The organism is Ferrovibrio sp. GW821-FHT12F09 (assembly GCF_058806775.1).
Map to the genome: position 1 here is coordinate 983968 of NZ_JBXAPZ010000002.1, position 15028 is coordinate 998995.

The window sequence follows — 15028 nt, forward strand, 5'->3', positions numbered from 1 at the left end:
CCATGCCGGGCCGTGGAATGCACGCGTCAGGCTGTTACATCAGCTCCCGTAACGGACCGGGCCGGCGATCTGCACGAAGCGGCCCTTCTGCACCTGGAACAGGAAGCTTTCCTCGGCGCCCAGATGCTTGGTCGGGCCGTAGCTGACCAGCGGGCCGCCGAAGATATCGCGGAAGCCCTGGATGCCTTCAATCGCCGTCACCATCTTGTCGGTGGTCAGGTCCTTGCCAGCCCGTTGGAAGGCAAAGGCCAGCTGGTCCATCAGGCCATAGCCGTAGACGGCGCCGATATTGGCATCGGCATTGAACTTGGCCTTGTACTTGTCCATGAAGGCCGCCACCTGCGGCGAGGCCGTGTCGCGATACGGCATCACGGTGCCTGCCATGACATACAGGCCTTCCGTCGCGCCGCCGGGTGCGCCGGCAACGATCTGGTCGTAATTGGCCGACTGTCCGAGGAAGTCGACATCCCAGCCCATCTTGCGCGCCGTGCCATAGGGCACGATAGCATCGCGCACGATGGTGCCCATCACCACGATGTCGCAGTTGGCCGCCCGCAGTTTGGCCATCTGGGCGGTGAAGTCGGTGGCGATCGGAGTGTTGGTAGCGGTCTCGATCACCGGCAGGTTCATCGCCTTGGCCTGGTCCTGCACGGCTTCCAGGATTTCCTTGCCGAAATCGGTGTCCTGGTAGAGCGTGCAGAAGCGCTGCTTGCCCTTGTTGGCCACCATCCACTTCATGCCGGCGCGCACCTGGTCGTAATAGGACGACAGGCCGGCGAATTTCAGCTTGTGGAAGGGTTCCGACATCTGCCGCGCCGCGGTGATCGGCGAGAAGTTGATCACGCCGGCTTTCAGTTGGTCTGGCAGCACCGCGTTGTTCATCGGCGTGCCGAGCGCGCCGGCCATCAGGAAGATGTTGTCGCGGTTGATCAGCTTGTTCGCGGCCTGCACGGCGCGCGGCACCTGATACTGGTTGTCCTCGACGATCAGGCGGATCTTGCGGCCATGAATGCCGCCTTGCTCGTTGATCTCGTCGATCTTGAGTCGCATGGCCTGCGAGGAATGCACGCCATAGCTGGCTGCCGGACCGCTAAGGTCCGTATGCATGCCGAGGACGATTTCGGTTTTGGTTACGCCACGCACCTTGTCCGACTGTGCGGCAGCGATGCCGGCAGTCAGCGTTGAAACGGCCACGGCTGCGACCGCGAGTACAGCTACCCTACGCATGCGGACCTCCCTGAAGGTTTTATGGTTTTTACACGGAAAATCTTAGTCCTCCCGCGCGGGCGCACCTACGGGATTCTGCAACACAAGCTGCGTGTCGCGCGCTGTTTGCGTTGCACAAAAGAAAACGCCCGCGGCGGATGCCGCGGGCGTCACAGGAAATGCGAGACTTTTCTTGTCGTCCGTATCCGGACCTTTGAAACCTAGTACTTGATCGGACCGCCGGCGAGCTGCACGAAGCGGCCCTTCTGGATCTGATAGAACAGCACATCGGTTGTGCCCTGATGCTTCTGCGGACCGAAGCTGATCACCGGGCCGCCGAAGACATCGCGGTAGCCGTTGATGCTTTCCAGCGCCTTCAGGAACTTCTCGGTGGTCAGGTCCTTACCAGCGCGATCCAGCGAGGTGACGATCAGGTCGGCGATGTTATGACCATAGACCGAGCCGATATTCGGATCGCTGCCATACTTCGCCTTGTAAGCATCCCACCAGGCGCCGACCTGAGGCGAGGCGGTGTCGCGGTACGGCATCACGGTGCCGGCGCCGACATACAGACCTTCAGTGGCGCCGCCGGGGGCGGAAGCCACGATCTGGTCGAAGCTGGCCGACTGCGACACGAAGTCGACATCGGTCCAGCCCATCTTGCGGGCGGTGGCATAGGGCACGATGGCGTCACGCACGATGGCGCCCATCGCCACCAGGTCGCAACCCGAGGCCCGCAGCTTGGTGATCTGGGCGGTGAAGTCGGTGGCGATCGGCGTGTTGGTCGCCGTATCCACCACCGGCATGTTCATCGCCTTGGCCTGGTCCTGCACGGCTTCCAGGATTTCCTTGCCGAAGTCGGTGTCCTGATACAGCGTGCAGAGCTTCTTGCGGCCATTCTTCTCGACCAGATACTTGATGCCCGCGCGGGTGTGATCGTAGTAGCTGGAGAAGGTCTGGAACTTCAGCTCATGGAACGGCTCGGCCATCGAGCGCGCGGCAGTCAGCGGCGCCAGATTGGGCACGCCGGCCTTGAACTGGTCGGCGAAGACCGCGTTGTTATGTGGCGTGCCGAGCGCGCCGGCCATCAGGAAGATCTTGTCGCGATTGATCAGCTTGTTCGCGGCCTGCACGGCGCGCGGCACCTGATACTGGTGATCCTCGACGATTAGGCGGATCTTGCGGCCATGGATGCCGCCTTCCGCATTGATCTTGTCGAAATACAGCCGCATGGCGTTCGACACATGGACGCCATAGGACGCCGCCGGGCCGCTCAGATCGGTATGCTGGCCGATCACCACTTCCGTCTTGGTGACGCCACGCACCGACTGGGCGTCCGCCGCGCCGGCCAGACCGGCCACCGCCGCAAAAGCCGCTGTCGCGGCCAGAATTCTCGTACGCATCCTCATTCTCCCTTTCAGTAAACCGTTGGTTCAGTTCACGCGTTCACCGGCCGCCGTTCAGGCGCCGGCATACATTTCCTCGATCAGAGGCTTGTATTTCTCGTTCACGAACTTGCGCTTCAGCTTCATGGTCGGCGTCAGCTCGTCATCCTCGGCGGTCAGCTGCCGGTCGATCAGGCGGAATTTCTTGATCGTCTCGACGCGGGCGAAGTTCTTGTTGACCTTCTCGATCTCGGTCCAGATCAGCTCCTGCACTTCCTTGGCCTTGCACAGCGAGGTGAAGTTGGTGAAGGGCACGTTCAGGTCCTGGGCGAATTTCACCACGTTGTCGTGGTCGATCATGATCAGGCAGGTCAGATAGGCGCGGCGGTCGCCGATCACCACCGCATCCGAAACATAGGGGCTGAATTTCAGCTGGTTCTCGATCTCCGACGGCGTGATGTTCTTGCCACCCGCCGTGATGATGATGTCCTTCATCCGGTCGGTGATCTTAAACCAGCCCTCGTTGTCGACGGTGCCGACATCGCCGGTATGCAGCCAGCCATCGACGATGGTCTCTGCCGTCCTGGTCGGGTTGTTCAGGTAGCCCATGAAGACATGGGGACCCTTGAGCAGGATTTCGCCCTCGGGGCTGATCTTCATCTCGGTGTTGGGCACCGCCTGGCCGATACTGCCGAGCTTGACCTCGTTCATCATCGGCGAGCTGGCGAGACCGACATTCTCGGTCTGGCCATAGACCTCGCGCATGTCCTTGCCCAGCGCCAGATACCATTTGATCAGGTCGGGTGAGATCGGCGCGGCGCCGGTGACCAGCCACTTGCAGCGGTCGATGCCGATAATGCGCTTGATGTTGCGCAGCACCAGCTGGTCGGCGAACCAGAAGGCCATCTTGAGGCTGGCCGAGGGCTCGCGCCGCTCCAGCCGCGCGGCGGCGACCTGGTAGCCGATGCCGATGGCGATCTTGTAGGCCAGCTTGCCCAGGCCGGTGGCATCCTTCATGCGGATGGCGATTCCGGAATAGAACTTTTCCCAGAGCCGGGGCACCGCGAAGAACACGGTGGGCTGCACCTCCTGCAGGTTCTGCGGCACGGTTTCGGGGCTTTCGGCGAAATTCACCGTCGAACCCGAGCGGATCGGCCACAGCAGGCTGAAGCCGCGCTCGGCGATATGGCAGAGCGGCAGGAAGCTGAGCTGCTCGTCGGTGCCGTCCTGCTCCAGCAGGCGGCCGGCATTCTCCATCTGGAAGATCAGATTGCGGTGGCTGATCATGGCGCCCTTGGGCGCGCCAGTGGTGCCCGAGGTATAGATCAGGATCGCCAGGTCTTCCGGCTTACCCAGGGCGAGCTGCGCGTCCCAGAATTTCGGATTGCTCGTCTCGAAGTCGCGGCCGAGCTGCAGCAACTGGTCGAAGCTGATCACCATCGGATCGTGGAAATCGGCCAGGCCTTCCATGTCGATGATGACGATCTTGCGCAAACTGGGGCAGCGCTCGCGCACTTCCAGAATCTTGTCGAGCTGCTCGTCATTCTCGGCAACATAGATCGTCGTCTTGCTGTCGTTGATGATGTATTCCACCTGCTTGGCGGAATCGGTGGTGTAGACGCCGTTGGTGACGCCGCCGACGCCCTGGCAGCCCAGATCGGCATAGAGCCACTGCGGATTGCCTTCCGAGATGATCGAAACCACCTCGCCGCGCTTCAGGCCCAGCGCCGCAAAGCCCAGTCCGGCATGCTTGGCATTCTCGCCATACTGGGCCCAGGTGATCGAATTCCAGATGCCGAGATGCTTCTCGCGCATCGCCACCTTGGCGCCGCGCTCGCCCACCTTGCGCCAGAAGTAACGCGGCATGGTGTCGCGATCAATGATGGCGAGAATGTCGGCATCGATTTGGATGCCCGTTTTTGTGTCGACCGCCTTGGCACTCATGGTGCACCCTCCCTGGGTCGCGTGGCGATAGCGTTACCGCCAGGTTTTACGCTTTTTCCAGCGCCGCTTGCCGCGCACGCCCTGTTCTTTCATGCCGAGATAGAATTCCTTGATGTCTTCCTTTTCCAGAAGACGGGCACAGGTATCGGCCATCACGATGCGGCCAACTTCCAGCACATAGCCGTAATGCGCGGCGTGGAGCGCCACATTGGCGTTCTGCTCCACGAGCAGGATGGTGGTGCCCTGCTCGGCATTGATGCGCACGATGATCTCGAAGATTTCCTTCACCAGCTTGGGCGACAGGCCGAGCGAAGGCTCGTCCAGCAGCAGCAGCTTCGGCCGGCCCATCAGCGCGCGGCCAATCGCCAGCATCTGCTGCTCGCCGCCCGACATCGAGCCGGCCGCCTGGTTCTCGCGCTCCTTCAGGCGCGGGAAATAGCCGTAGACCATCTCCATGTCTTTGGCGACGCCATCGGCATCCTTGCGGGTGAAGGCGCCCATCATCAGGTTTTCCTTCACCGTCAGGAACGGGAAGGTCTCGCGGCCCTCGGGCACATGGCCGATGCCCAGCCGCATCACCTTGTCGGGATCCATCTTCTGGATGTCGCGGCCCTCGAAGGCGACGCTGCCCTTCTGCGGGTCCATGACGCCGGAAATGGTCTTCAGGATCGTGGTCTTGCCGGCGCCGTTGGCGCCCAGCACGGTCACGATGCTGCCTTCGGGCACTTCCAGGCTGACGCCGCGGATCGCCATGATCGGACCGTAGAAGGTCTCGATATTCGAGAGCTTGAGCACTGGCGGATTGGCGAGTTTCTGTTCGATGGAAAGGGCAGCGCTCATCTCAGCCTCCCAGATAGGCTTTGATGACTTCGGGATGGCTCTGCACCTCCTGCGGCGTGCCCAGAGCTAGCACGCGGCCGTAATTCAGCGCCAGCACGCGATCCGACACCTCGTTCACCAGGCCCATATCGTGTTCCACCATCAGCACGGTGATGCCGAGTTCATTGCGGATGTCATGGATCCAGAAGGCCATGTCCTCGGTCTCTTCGGTATTGAGACCCGACGAGGGCTCGTCCAGCAGCAGAAGCTTGGGCTCGGTGCAGAGCGCGCGCGCCAGCTCGACCACCTTGCGGGCGCCATAGGGCAGATTGATGATATAGGTGTCGCGGTAATGCTGCAGGTCGAGGAAGTCGATCACATGCTCGACCTTCTCGCGATGCGCCAGCTCCATCCTGCGCACCGCCGGCGTGAACAGCAGCTCCTGCACCAGGTTGCCGCCACGATGGGCATGGCGGCCGAGCAGCAGGTTGTGCAGCACGGTGGCATGCTCGAACAACTCGATATTCTGGAAGGTGCGCGCGATCCCCATGGCGGCGATCTTGTGCGGCGGCACGCCGGTGATCTCCTCGTCCTCGAAGCGCAGCACGCCGCTGGTCGGGTCGTAGATGCGGCTGATCAGGTTGAACACCGTGGTCTTGCCGGCGCCGTTCGGGCCGATGATGGTGAAGACTTGGCCCTTCTCGACGTCGAAGGTGACGCCGTCGACGGCTTTGATGCCGCCGAAGTTGATGGCGAGATTGTCGGCCTGGAACAGGGCGGTCACCGGTTGCGCTCCGACTTGGTATAGGTCTTCTGCCGCTTGAAGGTGGCCTTCTTGTAAAGCGGGAAGAGCGAGAAATAGAGCTTCACCTTCATCCAGCGGCCATAGATGCCGAGCGGCTCGAACAGGATGAAGAAGACCAGGATCAGGCCGAATATGCCCGGTTCCAGGCCCGGCTGGCGCGCGATGGTTTCCGGCAGGAAATCGCGCAGGATGGCGATCAGCTGCGGCAGCCAGCCGACGAAAATGGCGCCGAAGATGGCGCCGTGGATCGAACCCAGCCCGCCGACCACGACCATCAGCAGCAGCTGGATCGACAGCAGGATGTTGAAGGCATCGGGCGCCAGGTAGCCGATCTTGTGGGCGAACAGCGTGCCGCCGAAGCCGGTGAATCCGGCCGAAATCGAAAACGCCATCGTCTTGTAGGCGGCGAGGTTGACGCCCATCGACTGGGCGGCGATTTCGGAATCGCGGATGGCGATGAAGGCGCGGCCGGTGGGTGAGCGCAGCAGGTTGAGCGCCGCCAGCACGGCCAGGATCAGCGCACCGAAGCAGAGATAGTAGAAGAACACGTCTTCCACCATGGAATGGCCGAACATCTCCGGCCGCTCGACGGCAAAGCCCTTGAAGCCGCCGGTGACATGCTCCCAGCGGATCAGGATCTGCTCGATGATGAACGCGAATGCCAATGTGGCGATGGCGAGGTAGACGCCGGTGAGCTTCAGCGCCGGCCGGCCGATCACCGCGCCGATCGCCGCCGACAGCAGCGTCGCCACCGTCACCGAGATCACGAAGGGCACGCCGAGGCTGAGCAGGATCGAATGGGTATAGGCGCCGATGCCGAGGAAGGCGGCATGGCCGAGCGAGACCTGGCCGGTATAGCCGGTCAGGATCATCAGGCCGATGCCGACGATGGAGAGGATGAAGACATAGGAGAATTCACCCAGCCAGAAATCTTCCAGCACAAACGGCGCCGCCAGCAGCAGCAGGATCATCAGGCCGTACCAGAAGCGGTCGACCTTGTCGCGGAACAGGTTGATGTCCTGGTTGTAATGGGTCTTGAAGAAGAAGCGCATGATCTGTTTCCGCCCTTACACGCGCTTGCGGCCGATATTGCCGAACAGGCCCTGCGGCCGGATGAACAGCACGACCAGGATCACCACATAGGCGGCCACATCCTTGAAGCCTTCGGCCATATAAATGCCGGAGAACTGCTCGATCACGCCGATCACCAGGCCGCCGATCACCGCGCCGGGGATCGAGCCGAAGCCGCCCAGCACGGCGGCGGCAAAGGCCTTGAGGCCGAGCAGGCCAATCGTCGTGTCGATCAGCGACACCGGCGCCAGCAGGATGCCGGCGACGGCGGCGACAGCGGCCGAAATCGCCCAGACCAGCGAGAAGATCATCTTCACCGGAATGCCCATGTAATAGGCCGCCAGCTGGTTCTGCGAGGCGGCCTGCATGGCCACGCCGATGCGGGTGAAACGGAAGAAACCGTAGAGGACGGCGCAGAGCAGCGCCGTGCCGAACACAATGGAGGCATTCACATCGGCGATCACCAGCCCGCCGACGCGCATGACGCCATCGGTGAAGGGCGTGTTGAAGGCCCGCGTCTCGGTGCCCCAGATCATCGAGGCGCCGGAGCGGAAGATGAAGCCGAGACCGATGGTGAGCATGACGACCGAGAACTGCGGCTGGCCGATCACCTGGCGCAGGATCACGGTGTCGAGCAGATAGCCGAACACCGCCATGAACAGCACCGCGCCGCCGAAGGCGACCCAGTAATTCAGGCCGAACCCCTCGATCAGGGCATAAGCCATGAAGGCGCCCAGCATCAGCAGGTCGCCCTGGGCGAAATTCACCATTTCGGTGGCTTTATAGATGAGCACGAAACCGAGTGCGATCAGGCCGTAAATACAGCCTGCCGCCAATCCGTTCAGCAGCAACTGGACAATGTCAGACAGCGTCCACCCTCCCACAGGTCATATTCAGGCGATTCTTGGTGTCGCCGTCTTGTGGTGGCAGATTATGAAGACGACGGTGTTAAGGTCAATCGCTTTCGCGCTCGGATGAACGCTAATCACTTGACGCTACGTCAATTTTTCGCACCCTGACGGAGCCGTCCGCCAGAAATTGCCCAGGAAAAAACCAGCATGTCGATCCCGTTCATCAAAGACCTCGCCTTTGCCTACGGAACGGTCAGCGGCCTGAGCCCTTTGGTGCGCCGCGTCATTGCGCCGAATCCCTCGCCGTTCACCTTCCATGGCACCGGCACCTATATCATCGGCAAGGGCCGCGTGGCCGTGGTCGATCCCGGCCCCGACGAGGCGGATCATATCGACGCCATCCTCTCGGCCCTGCCCGATGAGACCGTCAGTCACATCCTGATCACTCATACCCATCGCGACCATTCGCCGGGCGCGGCCCTGCTGAAAGCGATAACCGGCGCGGAAACCTATGCCTTCGGCCCGCATCCGCAGCCCCCGGGCGGCGTGATGGTGGAGGAAGGCGGCGACCACGACTTTCAGCCCGATCACCTGCTGAAGGATGGCGCCGAGATCAAGGGCGCGGGCTGGACCGTGAGCGCACTGCACACGCCGGGCCATATCTCCAATCATCTGTGTTTCGCGCTGCATGAGGAAAAGGCGCTGTTCAGCGGCGACCATGTGATGGGCTGGTCCACCACGGTGATCTCGCCGCCCGATGGCAGCATGACCGATTACTATGCGAGCTTGCGCAAGTTGCTGTTCCGCGACGACGTGCGCTACTACCCCACCCATGGCGCGCCGATCGACGCGATGGCCACCGGCCACAGTCCGCAGCATTTCGTCACCGAGCTGATCAGGCACCGCGAGGCGCGCGAGGCACAGATTATCGAGTGCCTGACCCAAGCCGGCCCGCAGCAGATTCCGCAGATGGTGAAGAGCATGTATGCGGATGTGCCGTCTTATCTGCATCCGGCGGCGGCGCGCTCGGTGCTGGCCCATCTGATCCATATGGTCGGCGATGGCCGTGTGACGGTGGACGGCGGCGGCGCGGCGGATGAGGCGGCGGTGTATCGCAAGACCTGAATCCTGCCTGCCGGGCCGCTGTGCAACCGGCATCGTCACGCAGTCTTCATATAACCCGCTTGCAGCCCACGCAGATGCACCCTATCTGGGCTGCACGGCATGGAGGGTGGAATGGACACGGGTGCACGGAGCAGCCACTGGAACACCGTCTACACGACGAAGGCTGCAGATTCCGTCAGCTGGTACCAGTCCGTCCCGCAGGTCTCGCTTGACCTGATCGGCCGCGCCGGCGTCGCATCGGATGCCGCCATCATTGATATCGGCGCCGGCGCCTCGGCCCTGCCCGATCACCTGCTCGCGGCCGGCCATCGCGATGTCAGCGTGCTGGATGTAGCGGAAGCCGCGCTGAGCAAAACCCGCGCACGGCTGCCCCCGGACCAGGCCGCCCGCGTGCACTGGATTGTTGCCGACATCGCAACGTGGCAGCCCGCGCGCATCTATGATCTGTGGCATGACCGGGCGGTGTTTCATTTCCTCACCGATCCGGCCACCCGCGACGGTTATCTCGCGGCCCTGCGCCGGGGCACACGGCGCGGCAGTCAGGTGGTGATCGGAACCTTTGCCAGTGACGGCCCGCAGCGCTGCAGCGGGCTGCCGGTGCAGCGCTATGCCACCGGCGAAGTCGCAGCCTTGCTCGAGCCGGACTTCGAGCTGGCCGAGGCATTGTTCCATGACCACGCCACACCGGGTGGCAGCATCCAGAAATTCCAGTTCGGCCGCTTCCGCCGGCGCTGAGCGCAGAAGACCGCAGGCTATGATGCCTGGGCGTTTTGACGCAGGGGGCATCCACCCGGCCAGAGGCCTCGTAAGACAGGACGGTATCCCTTTGGCGTCCTTGTTCCATGAGTTGCATGACGGCCCATCCGCGCCCCGCGCGCTTCACCTTCCAGCATCCCGACCTGCGCCGGCCGGGGGCGGCATTCCTGCGCGATGACGGCCGCCAGACCATCCTGACCATGCAGTTCGGCGAGCTGCGCGGCAGCCTGCCGCTCGACCGCGTGGCCGGCAGCCTGCAATTGTCGCCCGACGATTCCGACCGCGCGCTGATCGCGCTGGTGCCCGAGGCCTTGCTGTATATGCGGCAGGTGCGCGCCGACGATCCGGTGCCCAGCGAACTGGTCGACGGCCAGCCATCCTGGATTCCGCGTCCGCATGTCATGCAGCGCGCCATCGCCACCGTCCGTCAGGCGCTGCAGCAGCCGCTGGCGCTACCGCAGGATGGCGACAATCCGGCCCGGGATGGCGTCCGTGTGGCAGGACCGACCGGCACCGAGATGCGCCAGATCGCCAGCGCCCTGCTTGACCGCCTGCCCGGCACCACCACCGAAGAACTGGAAGCGCGCTTGCAGAATGCGATCCTGGAGGTGGCGCGCGTCGATTGGCTGCGGCGCGCCACCGGCACCCTGCAGCGCACGGTGGGCGAACTGGCGCAGTTTGCCGCCCGCCGCACCACCGATCCGGCCGGCGACATGGCGCGGCGCAGTGCACTGCTGCTGCGCGACGTGGCGATCTGGAGCACCGAGAAAGCCATGGCCGCCGATACAGCCGTGGGCGACATCATGGCCCTGCTGACCGAGCCCGATCGGCTCTGCGACCGCGCCTGGCCGCTGGTCCGCGCCCTGCGCGCCCTGATCCTGGATGTCGAACCGGTGATGCTGCACTGGTCCCAGGCCACAGCGCAGAGCGATGGCCCGCGTCCGCGCGATCTCGAACAGATTCTGCGACTGATCAGCCAGCGCTATGGCAGTTTCGATCCCGCCATGTTTATGCGGCCGGCGACGCCCATCCAGACTCCATGCTATCCTGTGCCTCCAACCGGCGGACCCACCCCATGAGCGACAACACCGACACCCGCGCCGCCGACACCCGCGACACCGCCAATCCTGCACTCGACAGCCTGCAGCTCGAAGGCTATGAGGAACTCGCCTTCGCCGAGATCGCGCACTATCCGATGCTGGCGGCCTGTCATGCCGCCTGGCTTGCCGCGCATAAGGGAAGCACCCTGCCCGCCGTCATCGATACCGCGGCCCTGCCGGCCGCCGTGCTGCCCTATACCATGCTGCTCGACTATCTGCCGGCACAGCGCGACGTGCGCGTCCGGCTGGCCGGCAATTACGTGGGCGAGCGCACCACCGGCGATGATGGCGGTCGCCGGCTGGGCAATTTCTTTGCCGCCCGGGATGCCGCCATCGTCTATGCCAGCATGGAGCAGGTGGCGCAGGCGCGGCAGCCGAGCCTGGCGCGGCGCAGCTATGTGACGTTGGACGGAAAGCAGTTCGGTTATGTGCGGCTGATCATGCCGCTGTCCGTCGACGGCCTGACGGTGACCGGCTTCTTCAAGACCATCGAGCCCGACACCCTGAAGACCGACGCCGGCTGATCCGGCGGCACGGAGAGTGCGCGCGACTGCGGCGTTAATCCCTCCGTCATGCCATGTCGAAGCCGTGGCATGACATGGCGACGTGCCGGTCAGGCCACCGCCTTGCCCACCGTCATCGCCGCACGAAAATCCTCGTCCGCGTCGATGAAAGCCGCTTCCGGCCCCGCCCCGATGGCGTCGAAATAGCGGGCGATGAAACAGCGAAAGGCGGCGCAGAGCGCAATGTCGCCGATCTCCACATCGGTGAAGCCCGCCGCGCGCAGCCGCTGGATATCGGCCTCGGTCACCTGCGAGGCATCGCGCGCCACCTGCTGCGCATAGCTGAGCATCGCGACATCCTTTTCGGGCAGGCCGGCATTGCGGAAATCGCGCTGCACCGCCAGCACGGCCGCCTTCGAGCCCAGATCGGCGATCAGTTGCTTGCCATAGACATGGGAACAATAGCTGGAGCGGACTTCTTTCGCGGCGATCAGCGTGATCAGCTTCCAGCCGCGTTGCCCGAGCGAAAAGCCGCCCCGCATCGTATCGACGAAAGCGGTATAGGCCGGCAGCAGATCAGCCCGGGTGGTCAGACAGCGCATCGCCGCCATGACAAAGCCGAGCTGCGCCTTCTGGGCCTGGTAGATCTCGGCCACCCGTCCGGTGGCGGCGTCATCCGCTATGGTCTGCAGGTACATCTCTTTTCCTCCTGGTGATGACGGACCGGTCCGGATGCCCGTTTGAATCGCGCGGGCATCCAGACCGGATAACGCCTGGCTCAGCGCTGGCTGAGCAGGTAATAGTCCGCCGTGTAGGGCACGCGCGCCACCGCGCCGGCACTGCCCGCTGTGCAGCCGCCGGCCGGCGCGATGCCACCCACGGTATTCACGCGCTGCACGCTGGTGATCGCACTGAAGGCGCCGGCTTTGGCGCCGGCTTGGGTGGCGGTGAGCAGCAGCCAGGGAATGTCTTTCGGTTGCGGCGCATCGGCGCGCGCCTTCACGCTGCCGGTGATCTTGCTGCCATCAGCCGCTTCCCAGCTCGGGCCGCCGTAATGCTTGCCGATCTTGGCGCCGCGCGTGTCGAACAGCTCGGCCTCGGGGCCGGTGAAGGCCCAGTCATAGGCGCCGGGGCCGACCTGGTTGGCTTTGGCGCGGCATTCGTAGATCTGCACGCCCTTGGCCGGCACGATCATCGCCAACTGCTCGCCGGCGGCCGGCTTCAGCGGATCGGGCACGGCAACGGCCTGCGGTTCGCCGGCGCAGGCGGCCAGCAGGATCGGGAAAACCAGAACGGACTTACGCATGCTCATCACTCCCATGATGTGTGTGTTTTGACGGGGGTGAGACCTGCGGCACCGGGTGGCCTGTCTGCTAGTCCGGTTTTCGAACCTGCGGGGTCTGGCTTGACGGAAAGCCGGAGTTATGTTCTATTAATGTTCTTGTTTTTGAAAGTCGTGAATACTTTTGTATGCATCTTGCCCGTGGCGAGAGCTTTTTCGCTGCCTGCATGACGGCGCCGGCCGTGCGGAATGAACCGTCGGGAATGATCCGGAAGCATTGGGAACGCTCCGGAAGCAACCGGAATGATCGGGAAGCGTCCGGAAGCAATAGGACGCAATGGGAAGCAGCAGGAGCGGATGGGAGCAGCCCGGAAAATGCGGATGGCCGGGCCCGGAAACAGTCCGGACCCGGCCATCGTCATAACAGCGTATGAACCGGCACTGACGCGCCGGGCATTCTTTTTCGGCGCTTACGCGCCGGGGGTCGGCAGCTTGTGGCCCTTGAACTGCTCGCGCAGCTTGGTCTTCAGCAGCTTGCCGGTGGCGGTATGCGGCAGCTCGGTCACGAAGACCACATCGTCGGGCAGCCACCATTTGGCCACCTTGTCCTCGAGATAGGTCAACAGCTCGTCGCGGCCGACCTCCTGGCCCTGCTTCTTGATCACCAGCAGCAGCGGACGCTCCTGCCACTTCTCGTGATGGACGCCGATCACGGCGGCCTCCTGCACGGCCGGATGGCCGACGGCGGCATTCTCCAGGTCGATCGAGGAGATCCATTCGCCGCCCGACTTGATCACGTCCTTCGAACGATCCGTGATCTGCATGTAGCCGTCGGCATCCAGCGTCGCCACGTCGCCGGTGGTGAACCAGCCATCCTTGTCCAGCACGCTGCCGCCATCGCCCTTGAAATAGCCCTTGGTGATCCAGGGCCCGCGCACCTTCACATCGCCAAAGGCCTTGCCGTCGCGCGGCAGCTCGTTGCCGTCGTCGTCGGTGATCTTGATCTCGACGCCGTAGACCGTGCGGCCCTGCTTGCTCTGCACATCCAGGCGCTTTTCCAGCGGCAGATCGGCATGCTTCTTCAGCAGGTTGCCGGTGGTGCCCAGCGGCGACATCTCGGTCATGCCCCAGGCATGGATGACGAAGCAATTGAGCTGCTTGGCGAAGCGCTCGATCATGGCGCGCGGCGCGGCACTGCCGCCGATCACGCAGCGCTCGATCAGGATATCCTTCTTCAGATCGAGGCCCGGGTTGGCGTCGATATACTGGAAGAAGGCGAGCCAGACGGTGGGCACGCCGAGCGAGAAGTTGCATTTCTCGTCACGCAGCAGCTCGTAGACGCTCTTGCCGTCCAGCGCCGGGCCGGGGAAGACCAGCTTGGCGCCGCACATCGCCGCGCCATAGGGCACACCCCAGGCATTGGCATGGAACAGCGGCACGATCACCAGGGCGCTGTCGCCCGAGCCGAGATTGAGGCCGTCGCGCTGGCAGACCGCATAGGAGTGCAGCACGCTGGAGCGATGCGAGAACAGCACGCCCTTGGGGTTGCCCGTGGTGCCGGAGGTATAGCAGAGCGACGACGCCGTGCGTTCGTCGAATTCCGGCCAGGCGAAGTCGTCGCTCTCTTTGCCGATCAGGTCCTCGTAGCACAGCAGATTCGGGATCTTGCTGTCCTTTGGCATATGGGCCGCATCGGTCAGCACCACGAAGGCCTTCACGGTCTTCAGGCTGCCGGCCAGCTTCTCGATGATCGGCAGGAAGGTCAGGTCGACGAAGAGGTAGCTGTCCTCGGCATGGTTGACGATGTAGTCGATCTGCTCGGGGAACAGGCGCGGGTTCACGGTGTGCAGCACCGCCCCCATCCCCGAGACGCCGTAATAGAGTTCGAAATGCCGGTAAGTGTTCCAGGCGAGCGTGCCGACGCGATCGCCCAGCTTCACGCCCAGCCGGGTCAGCGCATTGGCCAGCTTCTTCGAGCGGCTGCGCAGGTCCTTGTAGGTATAGCGGTGGATCGGACCTTCGACCGTGCGGGTCACGATCTCGGTGTTGCTGTGATAGAGCGCGGCATACTCGATCAGCTGCGAGATCAGCAGCGGACGGTCCTGAATCAGGCCCAGCATGGGCTTCCTCCTGTGTAACCCTTTTGTTTTAGCGGGGTCAGTCTAGGACGCAGCCTCATAC

14 protein-coding genes are annotated in these 15028 nt (G+C 63.4%); 4 read left to right on the forward strand and 10 right to left on the reverse strand.

Annotation, left to right across the window (positions count from 1 at the left end; all coding sequences use genetic code 11):
* Positions 1 to 39: 39 nt before the first annotated feature.
* The 7 genes from AC1ROB_RS17855 to AC1ROB_RS17885 form a co-directional block, all read right to left on the reverse strand.
* A complete protein-coding gene (locus tag AC1ROB_RS17855; RefSeq protein WP_492969766.1) occupies positions 40 to 1227 on the reverse strand; it encodes an ABC transporter substrate-binding protein in 1188 nt (395 codons plus the stop codon).
* Between the two features lie 200 nt (positions 1228 to 1427).
* Positions 1428 to 2609: an ABC transporter substrate-binding protein gene (locus AC1ROB_RS17860; protein WP_492969765.1), complete on the reverse strand. Its 1182-nt coding sequence runs from the start codon at positions 2607 to 2609 to the stop codon at positions 1428 to 1430.
* 57 nt (positions 2610 to 2666) lie between these two features.
* Positions 2667 to 4535 carry an AMP-dependent synthetase/ligase gene (locus tag AC1ROB_RS17865; RefSeq protein WP_492969764.1) on the reverse strand — a complete coding sequence of 623 codons (1869 nt, stop codon included), beginning with the start codon at positions 4533 to 4535 and terminating at the stop codon, positions 2667 to 2669.
* 33 nt (positions 4536 to 4568) lie between these two features.
* The gene (locus AC1ROB_RS17870) at positions 4569 to 5375 is read right to left on the reverse strand and encodes an ABC transporter ATP-binding protein (protein ID WP_492969763.1); all 807 of its coding nucleotides are present in this window, start codon (positions 5373 to 5375) and stop codon (positions 4569 to 4571) included.
* A gap of 1 nt (position 5376) precedes the next feature.
* A complete protein-coding gene (locus tag AC1ROB_RS17875; RefSeq protein WP_492969762.1) occupies positions 5377 to 6138 on the reverse strand; it encodes an ABC transporter ATP-binding protein in 762 nt (253 codons plus the stop codon).
* Positions 6135 to 7211 (reverse strand): branched-chain amino acid ABC transporter permease, encoded by a 1077-nt coding sequence (locus AC1ROB_RS17880; RefSeq protein WP_492969761.1) that lies wholly within the window; start codon positions 7209 to 7211, stop codon positions 6135 to 6137. The genes AC1ROB_RS17875 and AC1ROB_RS17880 overlap by 4 nt, the downstream gene beginning before the upstream one ends.
* Before the next feature lie 15 nt (positions 7212 to 7226).
* Positions 7227 to 8114 carry a branched-chain amino acid ABC transporter permease gene (locus AC1ROB_RS17885; RefSeq protein WP_492969760.1) on the reverse strand — a complete coding sequence of 296 codons (888 nt, stop codon included), beginning with the start codon at positions 8112 to 8114 and terminating at the stop codon, positions 7227 to 7229.
* 174 nt (positions 8115 to 8288) lie between these two features.
* Here AC1ROB_RS17885 and AC1ROB_RS17890 point away from each other — a divergent pair, with 174 nt between their 5' ends.
* The 4 genes from AC1ROB_RS17890 (at position 8289) to AC1ROB_RS17905 (ending at position 11586) form a co-directional block, all read left to right on the forward strand.
* Positions 8289 to 9206: an MBL fold metallo-hydrolase gene (locus tag AC1ROB_RS17890; protein ID WP_492969759.1), complete on the forward strand. Its 918-nt coding sequence runs from the start codon at positions 8289 to 8291 to the stop codon at positions 9204 to 9206.
* 111 nt (positions 9207 to 9317) lie between these two features.
* Positions 9318 to 9941: a class I SAM-dependent methyltransferase gene (locus AC1ROB_RS17895; protein ID WP_492969758.1), complete on the forward strand. Its 624-nt coding sequence runs from the start codon at positions 9318 to 9320 to the stop codon at positions 9939 to 9941.
* A 116-nt stretch (positions 9942 to 10057) separates the two neighbouring features.
* Positions 10058 to 11041, forward strand: coding sequence for a hypothetical protein (locus AC1ROB_RS17900; RefSeq protein WP_492969757.1), 984 nt, complete (start codon positions 10058 to 10060; stop codon positions 11039 to 11041).
* Positions 11038 to 11586 carry a hypothetical protein gene (locus AC1ROB_RS17905; RefSeq protein ID WP_492969756.1) on the forward strand — a complete coding sequence of 183 codons (549 nt, stop codon included), beginning with the start codon at positions 11038 to 11040 and terminating at the stop codon, positions 11584 to 11586. The genes AC1ROB_RS17900 and AC1ROB_RS17905 overlap by 4 nt, the downstream gene beginning before the upstream one ends.
* A gap of 89 nt (positions 11587 to 11675) precedes the next feature.
* On the opposite strand, the gene AC1ROB_RS17910 is transcribed toward AC1ROB_RS17905, so the two are convergent.
* From AC1ROB_RS17910 to AC1ROB_RS17920, 3 genes are all read right to left on the reverse strand, one after another.
* Positions 11676 to 12263 carry a peroxidase-related enzyme gene (locus AC1ROB_RS17910; protein ID WP_492969755.1) on the reverse strand — a complete coding sequence of 196 codons (588 nt, stop codon included), beginning with the start codon at positions 12261 to 12263 and terminating at the stop codon, positions 11676 to 11678.
* An 80-nt stretch (positions 12264 to 12343) separates the two neighbouring features.
* The gene (locus AC1ROB_RS17915) at positions 12344 to 12871 is read right to left on the reverse strand and encodes a DUF3455 domain-containing protein (protein WP_492969754.1); all 528 of its coding nucleotides are present in this window, start codon (positions 12869 to 12871) and stop codon (positions 12344 to 12346) included.
* 446 nt (positions 12872 to 13317) lie between these two features.
* Positions 13318 to 14967 (reverse strand): 3-(methylthio)propionyl-CoA ligase, encoded by a 1650-nt coding sequence (locus AC1ROB_RS17920; protein ID WP_492969753.1) that lies wholly within the window; start codon positions 14965 to 14967, stop codon positions 13318 to 13320.
* Positions 14968 to 15028: the final 61 nt, after the last annotated feature.